The sequence below is a fragment of the Bradyrhizobium dasycarpum genome (assembly GCF_042019905.1).
Lineage (GTDB): Bacteria > Pseudomonadota > Alphaproteobacteria > Rhizobiales > Xanthobacteraceae > Bradyrhizobium > Bradyrhizobium japonicum_B.
On sequence record NZ_CP169574.1, the window covers coordinates 1,528,126 to 1,544,816 of the forward strand.

Consider the following 16,691-nt stretch of genomic DNA (forward strand, 5'->3'; position numbering starts at 1 on the left):
CACCAACGACCGGAACCGGTCTCGTGGTCTCGCGGCCCGCACATCCCCGGCATGGATCAGCATCATCCGCCTGGGCTCGGCACCCTCACAGACATGCGGATCCGCGCCCGGACCTGGAGCGGCGCAGCTCGGTCTTCGGGAGCTAACTCAGGCGATGGGGGGCCGGTAGTGACGACGAAACGCGCCCTCGTCACCGATCACATCGGGCTGCGCTTCGCAACGCGAGCGCGGCACTCCGAACTCCGCGATCCCCGGCGCTTGCGGCGACACCGCGCTGAAACACAGCACCGAGCCGCAGCAGGCCGCATGTCGATCGCCGGACCGGTCCTGATCGTCCTCGCAATCTCCGGCCATCGCTACGTCATGTGAATGCGGCACCGATCCGGCATCGGCCTGATCGTGCTCATGGTCGTACGCATGCGCGGGCAGATCGGCCGGATGCTCGCAGGGTATCCCTGTATCGGGAGACATCGAGATCGCAAGAGACGGGGTCATCGACGCGAACAGATAGGCGATGGCGACAAGCCATCCCCACCACCTTCGCCTTGGCTTTCTCAAGCCAATCATCACTGCATCCACGGTCTCGATCGCAAACATATAGCCCTGGTTGCAGCGACGGCCAATAGAAAACGACGGACGTCGCGTCGACGCCCGCACATGCGGCCCGCGCAAATCTGGCCGCTCGAAAATTTGTCGCAAGCCGCTGTAATATCCGACACCGATCAGCGTCGCACGGTCGCGCCGATCAATGATGCTTCATCCAGCCGACGCCCTTGATGTCGTTGAACGAGTCAGTTCTGTGGCACAGAAAGCATTGATCGACCGATGCATGCTCCTGCCCCGTGATCATCCGATCCATCATCAGGAAGTGGCCCATGTAGTGGCTCGGCGGCGCCTGATGGCATTGGGCGCAGTCCTTCGATGTCGGCGAGGGATGCAGGAAGCCTCCGATTTTCCAGGACGCCAGCCCGTGACACGCCGCGCAGTCCCGCCCGAACAATTCGCGGTGCGGCTCCCGGTTGCTGTGGCAGTTGGCGCAGTCGAGCGCCGCCCTCTCCCGCTGCTCTGATCCTGACAGGCCGAGAAATTCCTTGAGGTCGGCGGCCAGTTGATCGGACGCGGCCCGGCCGAACGCTCCCGCGCCGGAGGAAGCTGCCGCGACTTGCAGCAGCGCCGCATGGTTCATCCTGATCGGCCGCCGCTCCCCCGTATGCTCGCGATGGCAGCCGGAACACCCACCACCCGCCACGGCATGAAACGCCGTCGACTGCTTGGCGAGGTCCGCAGCGGCAGGCGCGTGACAGGCAATGCAGGCGGCCCCTGCGACCCCGTCGACCGGCGCATGACAGCTCTCGCACGCGCCAGACAGAAAGGCATGCTTGGCAGACAGCGGTCCGGGACTGACGAACCTCGTCCACCCCGGAATCTTTCCGGCGACGCCCCGATACAGAGCCATCGAAGCGACGGCTGCGCTTCCGACGGCCAGCGCCGCGACCACGACGTAGAGCACGCCCCTGATCGTCACGCGAGCCACCGCAGCCCGTAATAGACCTCGGCCGCCACATGCACGGCGAGCAGCGCATACATGACGATCGCGGCCAAGACATGCAGCCCGATCCACTGCATGAAGATCTTCTTGACCGCCTCCCGCGAGCCGATCGCCGCTTCGACGTCGGAGATGCCATCGACGAGTTGCAGCAGCGGCACGGCCTGAGCAAGCATCGCGGAGCCCTCATGCGTGGCACGCTCGGGCGACGACAGGGCCGCCGCAACATGCTCGTAGGTCGACCTCAACGTCGACAGATGCGTCTGCTGCTGCCGCAGCTCCGTCGCAGTCTGCGGCAGGTAGTAGCGCCCGACGAAACCAGTGACCACGACGATCATCATGGAGGTCACCAGCGCGATCCCAAGCGGGCTCTGAAACTTGTGTCCGGTATGCAGAAGGCCGAGGAAAGCCGCGACGACGCCGGCATAGGCGTGAAAGGCCAGGAGCACACGCATCGACAACCATCGGGTGACCTGTGATTTCAGCACCGCGCTGTATTTGACCATGGGATAGACGAGCAGCAGAACCATCAGCGCGGCCGCACCCGCCCCGAGAACAAAGCCGGCCAGGCTTCCTGCAAACCTGCTGTCGGCATGCAGCAGGAACGCCGGCACCAGCAGCAACAGGCCGGCCAGAACGAGGTCGGCGATCAGGCGCTCTCTCGCGTCCGCCATCTCAGGCCTCGACGACCAGATTGCCGATCGATCTGGCCTGGCAGGCCAGAATGAGACCGTTCGCCCGGTCGTCCGCGGTCAGGGCATCCTGGACCTCCATCGTGACGTTTCCTTCCAGCAGGTGCGTCTTGCAAACCCCGCAGACCCCGACCCTGCAGGAATAGTCGATCGACACGCCCGCACCCTCGGCCACTTCCAGCACGCTCTTGTCCGGAGGCAGCGCCGCCACCTTGCCGGACTTCGCAAAACGAACAGTCGCCGTTGCGGGGCCGATTGCCGCCGCGGCGCGGCCGTCCGCTCTGCCGTGCTGCATCTGCACGTCCCCGGCGCTTGCCGCGGGAGGTGGAACAGCTCCGCGGGCAGGCCCGAAGGCCTCCGTCTTGATTTGCTCGGGCGGGACGCCGAGCCCGGCCAAGGTCTTCCTCAACGCTTCCATCATTCCGGGCGGACCGCACATATGAACTCGCCGTCTGGCGAGATCGGGCACCGCCTGCGCCAGGAATTCGGCCGTGATCTGCCCCTCGCTCCCCATCCACGATGTCCCTGCGGCCCGCATCATCGTGGCCGCAACGTGCAGATTGTTCATCCTGCGCTGGAGATATTCCAGTTCGTCGCGGAAGATGAATTGCGCGGTCGTCTGCGCGCCATAGACGAGATAGATCTGGCCGGGCCATGCGATGTCCGAGAGATAGCGGATCGCCGCCATCAGCGGCGTGATGCCGACGCCGCCGCCGATCAGGACGACACTGTCGGCTTCCGCGCCGGTGAACGTAAAGGCGCCGGAAGGTCCCGCCACCTCGACGAGATCTCCCTGCTTCAGGTGACCATGCATGTAGTCGGATAGAAGCCCGCCACCTTCACGCTTGATCGTGGTCTCGACATAAGCGGTCTGCGCAGCGGACGACGCGATCGTGTAGGAGCGCCTGACCGTTTTTCCGTCAATCTCGATGGCATAGGTCAGGAACTGCCCGGGCAGGAACGCAAACGGAAGCACGCCGCCGCCTGGGGCCTGCAACCGGAAGGTCTTCACGTCAGGCGTTTCCTGGTAGATCGCGCAGATCCTCAATTGCCCCTTCCAGGAACGGGCCGCATCGGCCCGCCGGACCGAACCAGTCGAGGGTGTCGCCTCGCTCTTGACGGCCGGTGCAACGGCGGCTGGCGCGGACACCAGGGGTGCGGCACCGCCCGGAGCAACCGCCAGCCGCGTCAACCGCTCGACCAGTGCGTTGGCCCGGCGCATCCGGGCGACGTGGACGGCAAGCATCGCCAGCGCGAACAGCACCAGCAACGCCATGGTCGTGACGTGAAACCAGGACACGCCCGGCGCGCCGTCGCCATCCGCACCGTCTTGCCGCGGCGGAAGATTCATCTGCGACTTGAACCAGGCCTGAGCGATTTGCTGCGGCGGCTTGCCGTCGTGCAGCGAGCGTAGCGCGAGCACGCCGCTCTGGACCGCATTCAGGAGTCGCGAAGTCGACGCGAGGCCCGATCCGCAGCCGCGGTATCGTCGCCCGCGATCGCATGCCGCAGGTCCATCTCGGCGGCTGCAAGACGATCGGCTTCCGCGCTTATCCGCTGGCGCGCCTGCACCTCCAGCCTGCTCCGCTCCTCGGCGGAGAGCGCCGGCATGCCCATCAATGCCGGATAGAACTCCTTGCTCGGACGGCCCATCATGCCGTCCATTCCACCCATCATTCCAGGCGTGGCGCCGCGCATCTGCGTGCCGGCGCTGGCGCCGGCAGATTTTTCCGGCCCTGATGGGGCGTCTCCGGCCGAGCCAGACGCCGCGGGATGGTGCGCGGCGTGATCGCCCTCATTCTGCGCCAGCTCCCACCGTTTGGGAAACGACCCAGCCCCATGCGTTACGCCGTGGCCGAGGTGCGATGCAGGCGCGCCACCTGCAAGTTGGCTCGCCAGGACACCAAGCAAGAGCAGCCCGGAACGACGCCGAAGAGGCAGACCGAACATGATCTCGCCCTTACCGATCGGTCAGAACGAGGCGATCAGCGGCAGCAGGATCGCATCTGCAGTCTGCTTCTGACTCTCGTTCAAGGATGCGTACAGCCGCGTGAAGGCCAGCCGCGCCGCCTTGAGCGCCTCCAGACGTTCGGACAGGTGCCGCTCGTAATGCTCCAGGCGTTCCGCGCTTCCCTGCCTGTCGTCCGTCGCGAGCATCTTGCGCGCTTCCAGCAGATGCTGCCGGCTCGAACGCAACGCGTCTGCGACGTTGTTCCAATCGGCGGCCTGCTTGTCACTGATCTGCAGCTCCGCCTTCAGAAAGGCGATGCGTCCCTCGAGCCGCTCCGTCACGTCCGCCGGGCCGCTCATTGCGCCGCTTGCGGCGGGCGAGCTCATCTGGCCACGCATCATTTTTTCCATCATCTGCATCATCGGCATCATTTGCATCATGCCGGAATTGTCCTGGCAGCCAGCGCGCCGGCAGTCCCGCATCTGGCCCTGCGGCGGCATCTTCATCTTGTCGTCGTTCATCGAGCCGCTCGAACCCGGGGACGCAGGCATCTTCGACATCTTGTCGTCATCCATCATCGCGATCTGGCCAAAGCCGGCGGCCACGGCAGGCCAAAGCCCAACCGGCGCCAGGGCGAGGACGGCAAGAGTGGCGGCGCTGACGAAGACATTTGTCCGACGGTGCATGGTCATTCTCCAGTTCGATTGGGATGGTCTTCTGATCGTCGAGGTCGGCGATGGTCAGGCGTTATAGACGCGGAGCGTCGGTGGCTCTTACGCGCGCAAGTGCCACGTGGCTCAATGGTCTCTTCCGCCACGATCAGCCCGGACGTCATCATCCGCCCGCCTGCTCGGTCGCGCGGCTTCTGTCGACCTCCTTCGACCAGGTTCGATAATAGGCCACGATCGTCATGATCCAGAGACCGGCGGCACCGACCAGAAGCTGGACCCACAATCCTTCGGATCCGGACTCGATCACGAAATGCGCGACGAACGACAGGAAGAGACCGACGCAGAACACCGACAACGAATGCTGACCGCATCTGATCAGGGGCTGAAGCAAGCGTGACTTGAGACCGGGCCAATCGATTGGAATGAGCGAGACGGCGATGAACACCAGGCTCGCCAGATGGACGACGCGATAAGGCCCCAGATTGGTCTTGTCGTTCGGAATGAAGGCGGCGGCTAGCGCGTCAGGGACGTAGTCCCGCCATCCCGGAATGCGCTCCGCCAGCGTCATCGCGAGTGCAAACGTCACGAAGCCAGCGCTCAGGACAAGCAGCATGCGGGACGACAGCAGCCGGCGGCTGGCCGCCGCTCCTCCCAGAGCCAGCCAGGCGCCCAACACGAAGAGCAACTGCCAGGCGAACGGATTGAAGTACCAGACCCCGGCCGGATAGGCAGGCAGATTCCACTCGTAGTGACGGGCAGCGAGGTACAGACCGAGCGAGCCGATCATCACCGCATTGCGCCAGCGCAGCATGAGCCAGAGCACGACGGGAAACGCGGCCATCAGCACGATGTAGAGCGGCAGAACGTCGAGATTGAGCGGCTTGAACTTGAGGATCAGACCCTGGGCGAGCGTCTCGACGGGAAAGTTCATCAGCGGCGCGACGTTGAACTGGTCCATCAGATGAAGATCGTCGAAGCTGTGTGCGATGTAGTGCACGGCCGTGAGATAGACCAGGAACAGCAGCAGGTGAGCGACATAGAGCTGCCACACCCGCCGCAAAAGCCGGGTTGCGCCGACGACGAAGCCACGCTCCATCATCATCGAGCCGAACACGAACGTCGCGGTATATCCGGAAATCAGCACGAACAGATCGGCGCCATCGCTGAAACCGTAGTTGCGTGTCGTGAACCAGACGAGCGCAGAATCCGGAATGTGCCCGAGGAAGATCAGCCAGTTCGCCAGACCGCGGAACAGGTCAAGGCGCACGTCGCGCCCCGACTTGACCAGCACCGACCTGATCGTGATCGTCTCCCACAGCCGGCGATGCAGGACGAACGCGGCTCGCAACGACCGAGCAGGTGCGTGGATGGTCTCGTCGGCCAAAGGCTCGTTCTCCATGTCAGCGGCCGGTCTCTTTTCGATCGCGATCACGTCGCCGTTTCATTCGCGCGGGTACGCTAGGTTGCGTCATCGATGCGAGTTTGACGGACATCAAACCCGCTCGACACGCCAGCCAAATCTTTTTTGTAATTCAAGCGCGTAATGAATCACGACGCACGTCGTCCTCGGCCGGCACGGTTGTTGGTTGCGAACATCCGTCATCCGGCTCACCGACGCGGCCGAAGGCTTTGCCTGCGGCCTGCGATCGCGCGCCAGGCGAAAATTTTTTCCTGTAAGAAGTTCAACGTTTCTCGTCGCCTGCAGCAACGCGCAGATCCACGCAACGGCGCAGGCGAGCGTGCGCATCGACACTTGATCTTGCTCAACTTACACAATCACGCTGCGCGTTTGGTTGCAGCTCGATCGAGCCACCGGGACTTGATTGACACCAACTCGGCGAAAGCAACAGGAGAAACCAAAATGAGTCACCGCAAGCTGATCGCGGCCGTCGCGATCATGTCGTTCGTTGCGTTGCCTGCCATGGCGCAGACGAGCACGACCGACGAAAAGAACGGTCACCACTATTCGGGTGGCCCGAAGACGGAGGTCCCGCACCACATGGGCAAGAAGGAGAGCGGCGGCGGATCGACCAACGCATCCGGCGGCAGCCACCATTACGGCGGCGGACCGAAGACCGAAGTCCCGCACCACACGGGTGCGAAGAAGCCGCAGTGACGGTCGCGCGGTGATCCCGCGGCTCGATGCGGCCATGTTGCCGAACCCAGACGGAGCCCAAACGAAATCGCCCGGGAGTGGTCATCCACTCCCGGGCGATATCGAGCTCTGAAAGTCGCAAAGCCTAGTTCGGCACCGCGCCCTTCGATGCGCGTTTCGCCGCGACCGCGTTCGCGGTGACGCCGTGCAGGAAGTCGTAGGCCGCGTGCAGCGCCTTGTCGTCCTTCTCTTCCGGCGGAACGTAAGACTGTGATCCGGTCTGCTCGCCACCCTCGCCGGCCGACAGATGTCCACGCATCTGGGACTCCGCCATGGTGTCCATGCGGCCCTTCAGCTCGGGCGGCACGTCCTGCAGAATCTCGATGTCGGGGGCGATACCCTGGGCCTGGATCGAGCGGCCCGACGGCGTGTAATAGCGCGCCGTCGTCAGCGCCAGCGCGCCATTGCCGGACCCGAGCGGAATGATCGTCTGCACCGAGCCCTTTCCGAACGAGCGCGTGCCGATGATCGTGGCGCGCTTGTGGTCATGCAGGGCGCCGGCCACGATCTCCGAGGCCGAGGCCGAGCCGCCATTGATCAGCACCACCAGCGGCTTGCCCTTGGTGAGGTCGCCGCCATGGGCGGTGAAGCGCTGCGTCTCCTCCGGACTGCGGCCACGGGTCGAAACGACCTCGCCGCGTTGCAGGAACGCGCTCGACACCGACACCGCCTGATCGAGCAGACCGCCCGGATTGTTGCGCAGGTCCACGACGTAGCCAGTGAGCTTCTCCGGCGACACCTGCTTGGAGATCGACGCGATCGCCTTCTTCAGGCCGTCGGTTGTCTGCTCGTTGAACGAGGTGATGCGGATATAGCCGATGTCGCCGTTCTCGACCCGGAAGCGCACCGGGCGCACATGGATGATCTCGCGCGTGATCGCGACGTCGAGCGGCGCATCCGCGCCTTTGCGAATGATGGTGAGCTTGGTCTTGGTGTCGACCGGGCCCTTCATCTTGTTGACGGCCTGCTCGAGCGTCATGCCCTGCACGGCCTCGCCGTCGATCTTGCTGATGAGGTCGCCGGACATCAGGCCGGCCTTCGAGGCGGGCGTATCGTCGATCGGCGAGACCACCTTGACGAGGCCGTCCTCCATCGTGACCTCGATGCCGAGGCCGCCGAATTCGCCGGAGGTGGTCTCCTGCATCTCGGTCCAGGCCTTTGCATTCATGTAGCGCGAATGCGGATCGAGCGAGGTCACCATGCCCGTGATCGCGCCCTCGACCAGCTTGGCATTGTCGGGCTTCTCGACATAGCTCGCCTTCACGCGCTCGAACACTTCGCCGAACAGGTTGAGCTGCGAATAGGCATCATCCGCGTTCGCTGCCGCCCGCGCCGCCCATACGCCGCCTTGCGGACTGGCTACCAGAAGGGTGAGACACGCTCCGGTGAGCGCGCCCAGAGGGAACAGCAGGGATTTCCGCATGGATGGGCTTGCCTTCTTGCTTTGGCGGTTCGCTTGGAGCTTGTCTCTTGGGACCATAGGAGACGCCTTGCAATTGGCGATCCAGCTCGCTTCTCACAATACCATTCTGGTTTCTTCAAGGCCGGGATACCACGCCGACGGGTACGCCGCAGAAATCGCTTCGCCCGGACCTAAACTTTTGGCAACGTTGCAGGACTGCCTTAGCTGCAAGCGGAATCGTAGGCCGGTCCGCGCCTCGCAGCCATGCAAATCTAGGATAGTTTTGCAGGGCTGGACGGGTTAGGCGATGAGATAAGGGTTCAAATTCTCGGGAGGATAACAATGAACGAAGCACCCGGCATCCGGGCGGAACGGAACGTCGAACTCGGCGCCAGCGACGAGCCGTTCCAGAACCTGCACGAATTCATCCGGAAAGCGCGGGCCAACCTCAACCAGAACGCCTGGGACTACATCGTCGGCGCCGCCGAGACCGAGACCACGATGCGCCGCAACCGCATGGCGCTGGACGAGATCGCCTTTCGCCCCCGCGTGCTGCGCGACGTCCGCAAGGTGGATGGCTCGGTTCAGCAATTCGGCCGCAGGATGCGCCTGCCGGTGGTGCTCGCGCCCGTCGGTGCGCTTGAAATCTTCGATCCGGATGGTGCGGCGAGCGTCGCGCGCGGTGCCGGCACCTTCGGTGCGGCGCACATGCTGAGCTCGGTGTCCGAGCCCGGCCTGGAGAAGACCGCCGAGGCGGCTCCCGATGCGCTCCGGCTCTACCAGCTCTATGTCCGCGGCGACGATGCTTTCGTCGCCGATGTCGTCAGCCGGAGCGAGAAGAACGGCTACGCCGCGTTCTGCCTGACCGTGGACACCGCCCATTACAGCCGTCGCGAACGTGACATCGCCAAGCGCTATGTTCGCGAGAGCCGCCTGCGCGCCACCGGCGGCGATTTCCAGAAGGGGCTGGAGTGGCGGACCGTGAAGATGATCAAGGACAGGTACAAGATTCCGCTGATCCTGAAGGGCATCGCCACCGCCGAGGACGCCCTGATCGCCGTCGATCACGGCGTCGAATGGATCTACGTCTCCAACCATGGCGGCCGCCAGCTCGACCATGGCCGCGGTGCCATGCACGTGCTACCCGAGATCGTCGAGGCCGTGAAGGGCCGCGCCAAGATCATGGTCGACGGCGGCATCTGTCGCGGCACCGACATCGTCAAGGCGATCGCGGCAGGCGCAGATCTCGTCGGCATCGGCCGGCTGCAATGCTGGGCGTTGGCGGCCTCAGGCGAAGCCGGCATCACGCGGATGCTGGAACTGTTGGAGGACGAGGTGCTGCGCTGCCTCGGCCTGTTGGGTGCCACATCGTTTGCCGAGATCGACAAATCCTGCCTGCATCCGGCGACCGCCACCAACGCGCCGAGCGTGTTCAGCGCGTTCCCGCTGTTCGACCACGAGCCTTATCGGTACTGACTTGCGGATTCCTGCCGACGCTGAGGTGAAAAGGACGCAATGACATCGCTCTCTCCCGGCAGCGCGGATGCGCTTCTGTTCGATCTCGGGCGAGTGGTGCTCGACATCGACTTCTCCAAGGCGATCGCCTGCTGGGCGGGGCACGCCGGCTGCCAGCCCGAAAGCATCGTCGCGCGCTATGTGCGCGACGAGGCCTACCGGCTGCACGAGGTCGGCAAGATCAGCGACGCCGACTATTTCGCCTCGTTACGCGCTTCACTGGGGATCGGCATCTCGGACGCCCAGTTCCTGGAGGGCTGGAACGCGATCTTCGCCGGCGAGATGCCTGAGATCGCCGAGCTGTTGCCGCGTGCGGCAAAGCAGATGCCGCTCTACGCCTTCTCCAACACCAATCGGCCGCATGTCGACTATTTCTCGAAGGAATTTGCCGGTCTGCTCGGCCATTTCCGCGAGCTGTACCTGTCATCCAGCATCGGCCTGCGCAAACCGGACGCGGACGCTTTCGACCATGTCGTCGCGGCGATCGGCGTGCCAGCCGGGCGCATCGTGTTCTTCGACGATCTCGAGGAAAACATCGAGGGCGCGCGGGCGCGCGGCCTGACGGCAGTCCACGTGACGACGCCGCGCGACGTCGGGAACGCATTGAAGGCGCTGGGCATTTGACCCCGGCCCGTCATTAGAAGCAGCCCAACTGCAAGCCGCGTTCGGAACCAAATTTACAGAAACTGTGGAACTTGATCACTTTGTGCATTTTTATACCGAGTTCCCGGAACGGAATACCACCCTTCGGACTCATGAGTCCGTTGGGATCTTTACATCGGACTGATCGACGTGCTGGGCAAAACCTACCTTACCAAGCAAGCCTCTCTGCTGCTTGAATTCGCAAGAAACACCTCGGATTCCGAGCTTTCCGCCAAGCTGATCAGCAAGGCTGCGGACCTGAAATCGCAGGCCGATCCGCTCCCCGACAGGGACCAAGGCCCCAAACCTCCCGACGTCGCATGGGACGTCAGCCGGGACGATCCGACGGCACCTTGACCACATGAGCGGGTGGCGCTGGCCGACTCAGTGTTGGCCAGGCTCATGCCGGCCGTTTCGCCTTTAGAATCACGTGTGCGAACTTGCACTTGCTCGATCAAGGAGAGCACGCAGGATAGATCATCCTGCGTGCTGCTTTGCCTCGCGTCTGCAGTCAGCTAGAACTCTCGCCGCCCCATTGAACGATGTGCGAGCAGGAGTTTCGCCCGTGGCCCTGATGCCGGTTTCCGACGCCTTTGCTGCGGTGCTGGCAGGTGCAGAGCCGCTGCCTGAACAGATGGTTTCGCTCGACGAAGCCTATCACCGCGTGCTCGCGCATGACGTCGCGGCGCGGCGCACGCAGCCGCCGCAGGCGATGTCGGCGATGGACGGTTACGCCGTGCGCGCGGCCGATGCGGCAACGGTCGATTCCCGGCTGACGGTGATCGGCGAGATCGCAGCCGGCCGTCCTTTCACAAGAGCAGTTGGCGCCGGCGAAGCCGTGCGGATCTTCACCGGCGGCGTCATCCCCGATGGAGCGGACGCGGTCGTGATCCAGGAGGACACTGTCGCGGACGGCAACAGCGTCACCATCAAGGAAGCCGCGATCGCCGGACGGCACGTCCGCCCGGCCGGGGTCGATTTCCGCGAGGGTGACGTGCTCCTGCGCAAGGGAACCCGCCTGACGGAGCGCGATCTCGCGCTTGCCGCGGCGATGAATCACCCGCACCTCGCCGTCTGCCGCCGTCCCAAGGTTGCGATCCTCGCCACCGGCGACGAGCTGGTGAGGCCGGGCACCACGCCCGGGCACGGCCAGATCGTCTATTCCAACGGCTACGCCCTGCATGCGCTCGCCCGCAGCGAGGGCGCCGAAACCATCGACCTCGGTGTCGCCGCCGACACGCTGGAGGCCACCTCCGCCGGAATCCGCCGCGCCCGCGAGAACGGTGCTGACATCCTGGTCACGACCGGCGGCGCGTCGGTCGGCGACCATGATCTGGTCCAGCAGGCGCTGCGGGGCGAAGGCATCTCGATGGCGTTCTGGAAGATCGCGATCCGGCCCGGCAAGCCGATGATGCACGGACGGCTCGGCGCAATGCGCGTGATCGGCCTGCCCGGCAATCCCGTGTCGTCCTACGTGTGCGCGTTCCTGTTCATGGTGCCGTTGATTCGCGCCTTGTCGGGCCGTTCAGTGATTCATCATCGCCGCGAGCGCGCCGTGCTGGGCAAGGATCTCGGCGCCAACGACCAGCGCGAGGATTACCTGCGCGCGCGCCTGGAACTGCGCGACGACGGTGCGCAAGTCGCCGTTCCCGTCAGCCATCAGGATTCCTCTCTGCTTGCGAATCTTGCTGCGGCACAGGTACTTCTCGTGCGCGCACCGTTCGCGCCGAAGGCCGAGGCCGGCAGCCCCTGCGAGGTGCTGCGGCTCCCCGTCTGAGTGCACGGCCACACGCATTCCGCGAGCTCGCCGCCGTTCACGGTAAATTAAGCAGTTGCGGAACATGTATCGAACATATAGTGTCCGTTCATGATTTGTTTCGAGCATGTAGCGGCTCATCGCTGAACTCATCGTCTCGGAATCGAACGACATCAACCGGGGGACTTTGGTCGAGATGTTAACGCGCAAACAATACGAGCTTCTGAGGTTCATCAGCGAACGTTTGAAGGAAAGCGGTGTGCCGCCCTCCTTCGACGAGATGAAGGACGCGCTCGACCTGCGCTCGAAGTCGGGCATCCACCGCCTCATCACCGCGCTCGAGGAGCGCGGCTTCATCCGCCGCCTGCCCAACCGCGCACGCGCCATCGAAGTGATCAAGCTGCCGGAGCTCCAGGCTGCCGCCGGCGCCCGGCGCGGCTTCACGCCGAGCGTCATCGAGGGCAATCTCGGCAAGGTCCGCACGAGCTCCAGCCCGTCCATGGGCGAGGGCGAGCGGCCCGTTGCGGTGCCCGTGATGGGCCGTATCGCGGCCGGTACGCCAATCGAGGCGTTGCAGACCCGCAGCCACACCATCAGCGTGCCGCCCGACATGCTCGGCTCGGGCGAGCACTACGCACTCGAGGTGCGCGGCGATTCCATGGTGGAAGCCGGTATCCTCGACGGCGACATGGCGCTGATTCAGCGCAACGAGAGCGCCGATACCGGCGACATCGTGGTGGCGCTGATCGACGACGAGGAGGCCACGCTCAAGCGCTTCCGCCGCCGGGGCGCCTCGATCGCACTCGAGCCGGCCAATGCCGCTTATGAGGTGCGCATCCTGCCGCCGAACCGCGTGAAGATTCAGGGCAAGCTGATCGGGCTTTACCGCAAGTACTGACTTCCGGAACGACTCGATCCGGACGTATTGCGGCGTCTGCGTGCGCCCTTCGGTCGGCATCGCCGATCAACAATTGGAGCGGACCAATGTCCGCTCCGGCTGGATCGTCTTTCCGGTTCTGCGCAGATGATCCGGCCCCTCCTCTCCGGCGATATCCTCCCTGGGCCGGCGCGAAGCAACATCGCTTCACGGCCGTTCGAGTTGGAGAGGACAGCCGAGCGCCAGAGCGTTTGAGTGCAGCCGTCGCGGCGCATCATCATGTCCGCAACAACACGGCGGTGAATGGGCAAGTCCGCAGCGCCCGCAATATCATCGTGCAGCCGTCGCAATCGAGCGGCCGGCGCAGCGGTCCGGGCCAGTCCCAGACGCCCGCCAGAATGCGCGGGACTTGGCTTTGTTCCTACCGACTTCGGGAAAGATAATGTGATCGCCCCTCGCGAATCACAGCCGCAGATCTGCCTACAACCGAGCAGAGCGTTGCATGCTTCTACTTCGAGGCCTGTGCCTCCAAGAGAGGTGCGGGTCGCTATCTTCGCATGAGGAGCACCCGATGTGTGACTACAGCCTGCATGCCGTCGCGACGCGTCCCGCTGAGGTCGGAGAGACGATCGTCACGACAACCTTCCGCGGCACCTCGACGCGCGGCTTCGCCTCCGAAGCCGATCTCTCCGTTGCGGTCTGCCTGCTGCCGGGGACGGAGCTCGCCTTCGCCGACAACGTCCGTTACGACAACCGCTGGATCTGGACGCGCACCGTCAACTCCCGCGTCGGCAAGTTCGGCAAGATCGATCCGCACATTCCCGATCGCCATCACGACGCGATCGAATTTCCTGGACGGCAAATACGTGCTGGTGACTCAACTGGTCGAAGGCCAGCGCGCAACCGTGCTGCAACTGCCGGTGACGCAGCCGGCCGGCGAACGCGAGCACAAGCCGCAGATCATCGCCGACAGTCGGTCACCGGTCACGCGCCTGCCGATTGGCTGACGTCGTCGCCCCCGGCCGATGGTCGTGGGCCTGGAATGAAATGCCATCGCCGGCCGAGGCCGGCGAGATGGTATGGTTTGCGTCCTGCGAAATCCCGTCCGATCGACCTCCCCCGCATCGCTCCTCAATCCTCCGCCAGCAAGTCCGTCTCCGATGGCGTTGCGTCCCGGTTGCGGGGCACGGCCGTCTTCGGCGCAAGGCTGCCGTCGAAATCCCCCTCGCCGGCGCCGGCGGGCAGCCAGGGGCGGCTTGTGCCTCTCGCCCTCACCGCCCGAACCGAGAAGCCGTCACCGCTCTGCGTCAGAGCCAGCGCGCCCTGACTGGCGAGCCGCTGCCGATCGACCACCATCGCCGCGCAATCGGGCGGCGCTGGCCGCGACGTCACCACCAGCGCGGCACGGCTGCAATCGTCCGCCAGCGCGTCGATCCGCGAGGCCAGCGCGACCAGGCGTCCATCGGCGAGCGGTGTCACGCAGCCGGACTCGTCGCACGACACTCCCTCAGCCAACGCGCTGCTGCCGGCATCGCGCGGATCGGCGTCGGCCGCCAGCCACTCCTTCAGCAGGAAACCGTCCTTGCCCGCCCTGATCAGGTGCAGACGCCCGTCCCCGCCCCGCACCGCGACGCTGGCGCCGTCCCCGGCAATCAGGACATCAGGCTGCCGCGCGGATAGGCCCCAGGTGATGGAAGCCAGCAGCACCACGGCACCGCACCAGCGCAGGGGCGTGCGCAACAGGCCCATCAGGATGATGCCGAGGCTCGCGGCGATCAGCGGCGCGATGCCGAACGCCGGGATGCGGCCGACCGCGCCCGGCAGCGCCGCCACCCAGCGCGAGACCGCGACCATCCAGTCGATGCCCAGCCCCATCAACCACCAGAACACGCCATCGAACCCGAACGGCGCAGCGAGCAAGCCCAACAGCCCCGCCGGCATCACCAGCGCCGAGACCACCGGCATCGCCCCGAGATTGGCGAGCACGCCATAGGGCGTGACGCGATGGAAATGGAAGGCGGCGTAGGGCGTGGTCGCAAGCCCCGCGATCAGCGAGGCCAGGAACAGCATCGCGATCTCGCGGCCGCCCCACAGCGCGACGCGTGCGGTCGCCGAATGATCGGGCGCGGCTAGCAGATTCGGCATGCCGATCTGCACCAGCGCCACCAGCCCGAGCGTTGCCGCAAACGACATCTGGAAGCTCGGATGCACCAGCGCCTCCGGCGCGACCGCGAGCACGATCAGCGCCGCCACCGCCAGCGTGCGGAAGGTGATGGCGCGGCGGTCGACCATCACCGCGATCAGCACCACCGCCGTCATGAAGAACGATCGTTGGGTTGCGACCTCGGCACCCGAGAGCAGCAGATAGAACGCGGCGGCCACCAATGCTGCAGCCGCCGACCATTTCTTGATGGCGAACCCGACGGCGAGGCCCGGGATCAACGCCAGCAGCGCGCGCACCGCGAAGAAGACGACCCCCGCGACCACCGCCATGTGATAGCCGGAGATCGAGAGAACGTGCCCGAGTCCCGAGATGAACATCGCGTCGTTGACGGGCGCGGAAATCGCATCGCGCCGCCCGGTGAGCAGGGCGGTCGCGATCGCGCGGTTGTCGCCCTCGAGCGTCGCGCGGATGCGGGCGTCGATCGCATCGCGCAGGCCTTGCATGAAGGCGGCGTAGCGCAGCCTCAGGCCACCGGCATCGGGCGGGATTGAAGCCGTGATCGCGCCCATCACGAAGCCGGAGGCGCCGATGCCCTGAAAGAACATGTCCCGCGAGAAGTCGTAGCTACCCGGGCGCACCGGCGAGAGCGGCGGCATCAAGCGCGCTTTCAATTGAACGAAGCTGCCGACCTCGGGCGCGGTGCCCTTGCGCACCGACAGGCGGACGCGCTCGAGCCTGACGTCGGTGCGCTGCGCCTCCATGGCGGTGACGCGCAGCACGAACCGGTCGGTGCGCTCGCGGATGTCGCGCGTCTCGACGAAGCCCGACAGCGACACGGAATAGAGCGGCTTGGCCAGCACGGTATGTGTGACGCGCGCCGTCTTCCAGGTCGCCCCGGCAAAGCCGGAAGCGACCGCCGCAATCATGAGCGCGGGCGCGAACAGCCGGCTCCGCCGCAGCAGGATCGCGCCGAACAGCAGTGCGGCCGCCGTCGCCGCGACAACCCACAGCACCGGCTCTTGATCGGCGGCGAAATAGAGCGCGATGCCGCCGCCAAAGGCGACCGGCACCCACGGCAGCAGGCGCCCGGGACCGGCCTCGGCGCGGGCCCATCCGCGGAGCGTTTCGACGATTGTGGGCCAGATGCCGAAACCCGCCGGAGCAAGGCCGCCGGCAGGTGCGGCGCGGCCGACCGGCCACGTCCCGGCAATCCCCTGGGCGCGTACTGGCCGGCCCTGCTCCGCCATTCCCTGCACCTAACGCGACGCGACTGGCGCCAAGGCTACCGGAACGTGCGGCCGGGCGAATAGCGGTACAGAT

Annotated in this window: 17 protein-coding genes and 1 pseudogene; 8 read left to right on the plus strand and 10 right to left on the minus strand. The window is 65.3% G+C overall.

Going from position 1 to position 16,691, the window contains the following annotated elements; translation table 11 throughout:
* Positions 1–147 precede the first annotated feature (147 nt).
* From ACETMP_RS07745 to ACETMP_RS07770, 6 genes are all read right to left on the minus strand, one after another.
* Positions 148–597: a hypothetical protein gene (locus ACETMP_RS07745; protein WP_375160495.1), complete on the minus strand. Its 450-nt coding sequence runs from the start codon at positions 595–597 to the stop codon at positions 148–150.
* Between the two features lie 148 nt (positions 598–745).
* Positions 746–1,525, minus strand: a complete 780-nt coding sequence (locus tag ACETMP_RS07750; RefSeq protein WP_375160496.1) for a cytochrome c3 family protein — start codon at positions 1,523–1,525, stop codon at positions 746–748.
* Positions 1,522–2,220, minus strand: a complete 699-nt coding sequence (locus ACETMP_RS07755) for an iron reductase (RefSeq protein WP_375160497.1) — start codon at positions 2,218–2,220, stop codon at positions 1,522–1,524. The genes ACETMP_RS07750 and ACETMP_RS07755 overlap by 4 nt, the downstream gene beginning before the upstream one ends.
* Before the next feature lies 1 nt (position 2,221).
* Positions 2,222–3,661 (minus strand): 2Fe-2S iron-sulfur cluster-binding protein, encoded by a 1,440-nt coding sequence (locus tag ACETMP_RS07760; protein WP_375160498.1) that lies wholly within the window; start codon positions 3,659–3,661, stop codon positions 2,222–2,224.
* Between the two features lie 17 nt (positions 3,662–3,678).
* Positions 3,679–3,936, minus strand: coding sequence for a hypothetical protein (locus ACETMP_RS07765; protein WP_375160499.1), 258 nt, complete (start codon positions 3,934–3,936; stop codon positions 3,679–3,681).
* A gap of 273 nt (positions 3,937–4,209) precedes the next feature.
* The gene (locus tag ACETMP_RS07770; protein ID WP_375160500.1) at positions 4,210–4,695 is read right to left on the minus strand and encodes a Spy/CpxP family protein refolding chaperone; all 486 of its coding nucleotides are present in this window, start codon (positions 4,693–4,695) and stop codon (positions 4,210–4,212) included.
* A gap of 1 nt (position 4,696) precedes the next feature.
* Here ACETMP_RS07770 and ACETMP_RS07775 point away from each other — a divergent pair, with 1 nt between their 5' ends.
* Complete coding sequence (locus ACETMP_RS07775; RefSeq protein ID WP_375160501.1) at positions 4,697–4,942, plus strand: hypothetical protein; 246 nt, start codon at positions 4,697–4,699, stop codon at positions 4,940–4,942.
* An 81-nt stretch (positions 4,943–5,023) separates the two neighbouring features.
* Here ACETMP_RS07775 and ACETMP_RS07780 read toward each other — a convergent pair whose 3' ends face one another.
* Positions 5,024–6,292 (minus strand): OpgC domain-containing protein, encoded by a 1,269-nt coding sequence (locus ACETMP_RS07780; protein ID WP_375160502.1) that lies wholly within the window; start codon positions 6,290–6,292, stop codon positions 5,024–5,026.
* 60 nt (positions 6,293–6,352) lie between these two features.
* A complete protein-coding gene (locus tag ACETMP_RS07785; RefSeq protein ID WP_375160503.1) occupies positions 6,353–6,607 on the minus strand; it encodes a hypothetical protein in 255 nt (84 codons plus the stop codon).
* A gap of 114 nt (positions 6,608–6,721) precedes the next feature.
* Here ACETMP_RS07785 and ACETMP_RS07790 point away from each other — a divergent pair, with 114 nt between their 5' ends.
* The gene (locus ACETMP_RS07790) at positions 6,722–6,976 is read left to right on the plus strand and encodes a hypothetical protein (RefSeq protein WP_375160504.1); all 255 of its coding nucleotides are present in this window, start codon (positions 6,722–6,724) and stop codon (positions 6,974–6,976) included.
* A 124-nt stretch (positions 6,977–7,100) separates the two neighbouring features.
* Here the strand turns inward: ACETMP_RS07790 and ACETMP_RS07795 are convergent, their stop codons facing one another.
* Positions 7,101–8,438 carry a S41 family peptidase gene (locus tag ACETMP_RS07795; protein WP_375160505.1) on the minus strand — a complete coding sequence of 446 codons (1,338 nt, stop codon included), beginning with the start codon at positions 8,436–8,438 and terminating at the stop codon, positions 7,101–7,103.
* 321 nt (positions 8,439–8,759) lie between these two features.
* Here ACETMP_RS07795 and ACETMP_RS07800 point away from each other — a divergent pair, with 321 nt between their 5' ends.
* The 6 genes and pseudogenes from ACETMP_RS07800 (at position 8,760) to ACETMP_RS07825 (ending at position 14,214) form a co-directional block, all read left to right on the plus strand.
* Positions 8,760–9,893, plus strand: a complete 1,134-nt coding sequence (locus ACETMP_RS07800) for an alpha-hydroxy acid oxidase (protein ID WP_375160506.1) — start codon at positions 8,760–8,762, stop codon at positions 9,891–9,893.
* 39 nt (positions 9,894–9,932) lie between these two features.
* Positions 9,933–10,556, plus strand: coding sequence for an HAD family hydrolase (locus ACETMP_RS07805; RefSeq protein ID WP_375160507.1), 624 nt, complete (start codon positions 9,933–9,935; stop codon positions 10,554–10,556).
* A gap of 168 nt (positions 10,557–10,724) precedes the next feature.
* Positions 10,725–10,931, plus strand: coding sequence for a hypothetical protein (locus ACETMP_RS07810; RefSeq protein WP_375160508.1), 207 nt, complete (start codon positions 10,725–10,727; stop codon positions 10,929–10,931).
* A gap of 208 nt (positions 10,932–11,139) precedes the next feature.
* Positions 11,140–12,351, plus strand: coding sequence for a gephyrin-like molybdotransferase Glp (glp, locus tag ACETMP_RS07815; protein WP_375160509.1), 1,212 nt, complete (start codon positions 11,140–11,142; stop codon positions 12,349–12,351).
* Positions 12,352–12,526: 175 nt separating this feature from the next.
* Positions 12,527–13,228 (plus strand): transcriptional repressor LexA, encoded by a 702-nt coding sequence (gene lexA, locus ACETMP_RS07820; RefSeq protein ID WP_375160510.1) that lies wholly within the window; start codon positions 12,527–12,529, stop codon positions 13,226–13,228.
* A gap of 550 nt (positions 13,229–13,778) precedes the next feature.
* Positions 13,779–14,214 (plus strand): annotated as a pseudogene (locus ACETMP_RS07825) (hypothetical protein).
* A gap of 124 nt (positions 14,215–14,338) precedes the next feature.
* Here ACETMP_RS07825 and ACETMP_RS07830 read toward each other — a convergent pair.
* Positions 14,339–16,618, minus strand: coding sequence for a ComEC/Rec2 family competence protein (locus ACETMP_RS07830; protein WP_375160511.1), 2,280 nt, complete (start codon positions 16,616–16,618; stop codon positions 14,339–14,341).
* Positions 16,619–16,691 lie beyond the last annotated feature (73 nt).

What these genes read in the sequence shown, in the direction of transcription:
- ACETMP_RS07745 (WP_375160495.1), bottom strand. Translation starts at nt 597, where the DNA reads ATGTTTGCGATCGAGACCGTGGATGCAGTGATGATTGGCTTGAGAAAG.
- ACETMP_RS07790 (WP_375160504.1), top strand. Translation starts at nt 6,722, where the DNA reads ATGAGTCACCGCAAGCTGATCGCGGCCGTCGCGATCATGTCGTTCGTT.
- lexA (WP_375160510.1), top strand. Translation starts at nt 12,527, where the DNA reads ATGTTAACGCGCAAACAATACGAGCTTCTGAGGTTCATCAGCGAACGT.
- ACETMP_RS07770 (WP_375160500.1), bottom strand. Translation starts at nt 4,695, where the DNA reads ATGAAGATGCCGCCGCAGGGCCAGATGCGGGACTGCCGGCGCGCTGGC.
- ACETMP_RS07765 (WP_375160499.1), bottom strand. Translation starts at nt 3,936, where the DNA reads ATGCGCGGCGCCACGCCTGGAATGATGGGTGGAATGGACGGCATGATG.
- ACETMP_RS07795 (WP_375160505.1), bottom strand. Translation starts at nt 8,438, where the DNA reads ATGCGGAAATCCCTGCTGTTCCCTCTGGGCGCGCTCACCGGAGCGTGT.
- ACETMP_RS07800 (WP_375160506.1), top strand. Translation starts at nt 8,760, where the DNA reads ATGAACGAAGCACCCGGCATCCGGGCGGAACGGAACGTCGAACTCGGC.
- ACETMP_RS07785 (WP_375160503.1), bottom strand. Translation starts at nt 6,607, where the DNA reads ATGCGCACGCTCGCCTGCGCCGTTGCGTGGATCTGCGCGTTGCTGCAG.
- ACETMP_RS07805 (WP_375160507.1), top strand. Translation starts at nt 9,933, where the DNA reads ATGACATCGCTCTCTCCCGGCAGCGCGGATGCGCTTCTGTTCGATCTC.
- ACETMP_RS07830 (WP_375160511.1), bottom strand. Translation starts at nt 16,618, where the DNA reads ATGGCGGAGCAGGGCCGGCCAGTACGCGCCCAGGGGATTGCCGGGACG.
- ACETMP_RS07755 (WP_375160497.1), bottom strand. Translation starts at nt 2,220, where the DNA reads ATGGCGGACGCGAGAGAGCGCCTGATCGCCGACCTCGTTCTGGCCGGC.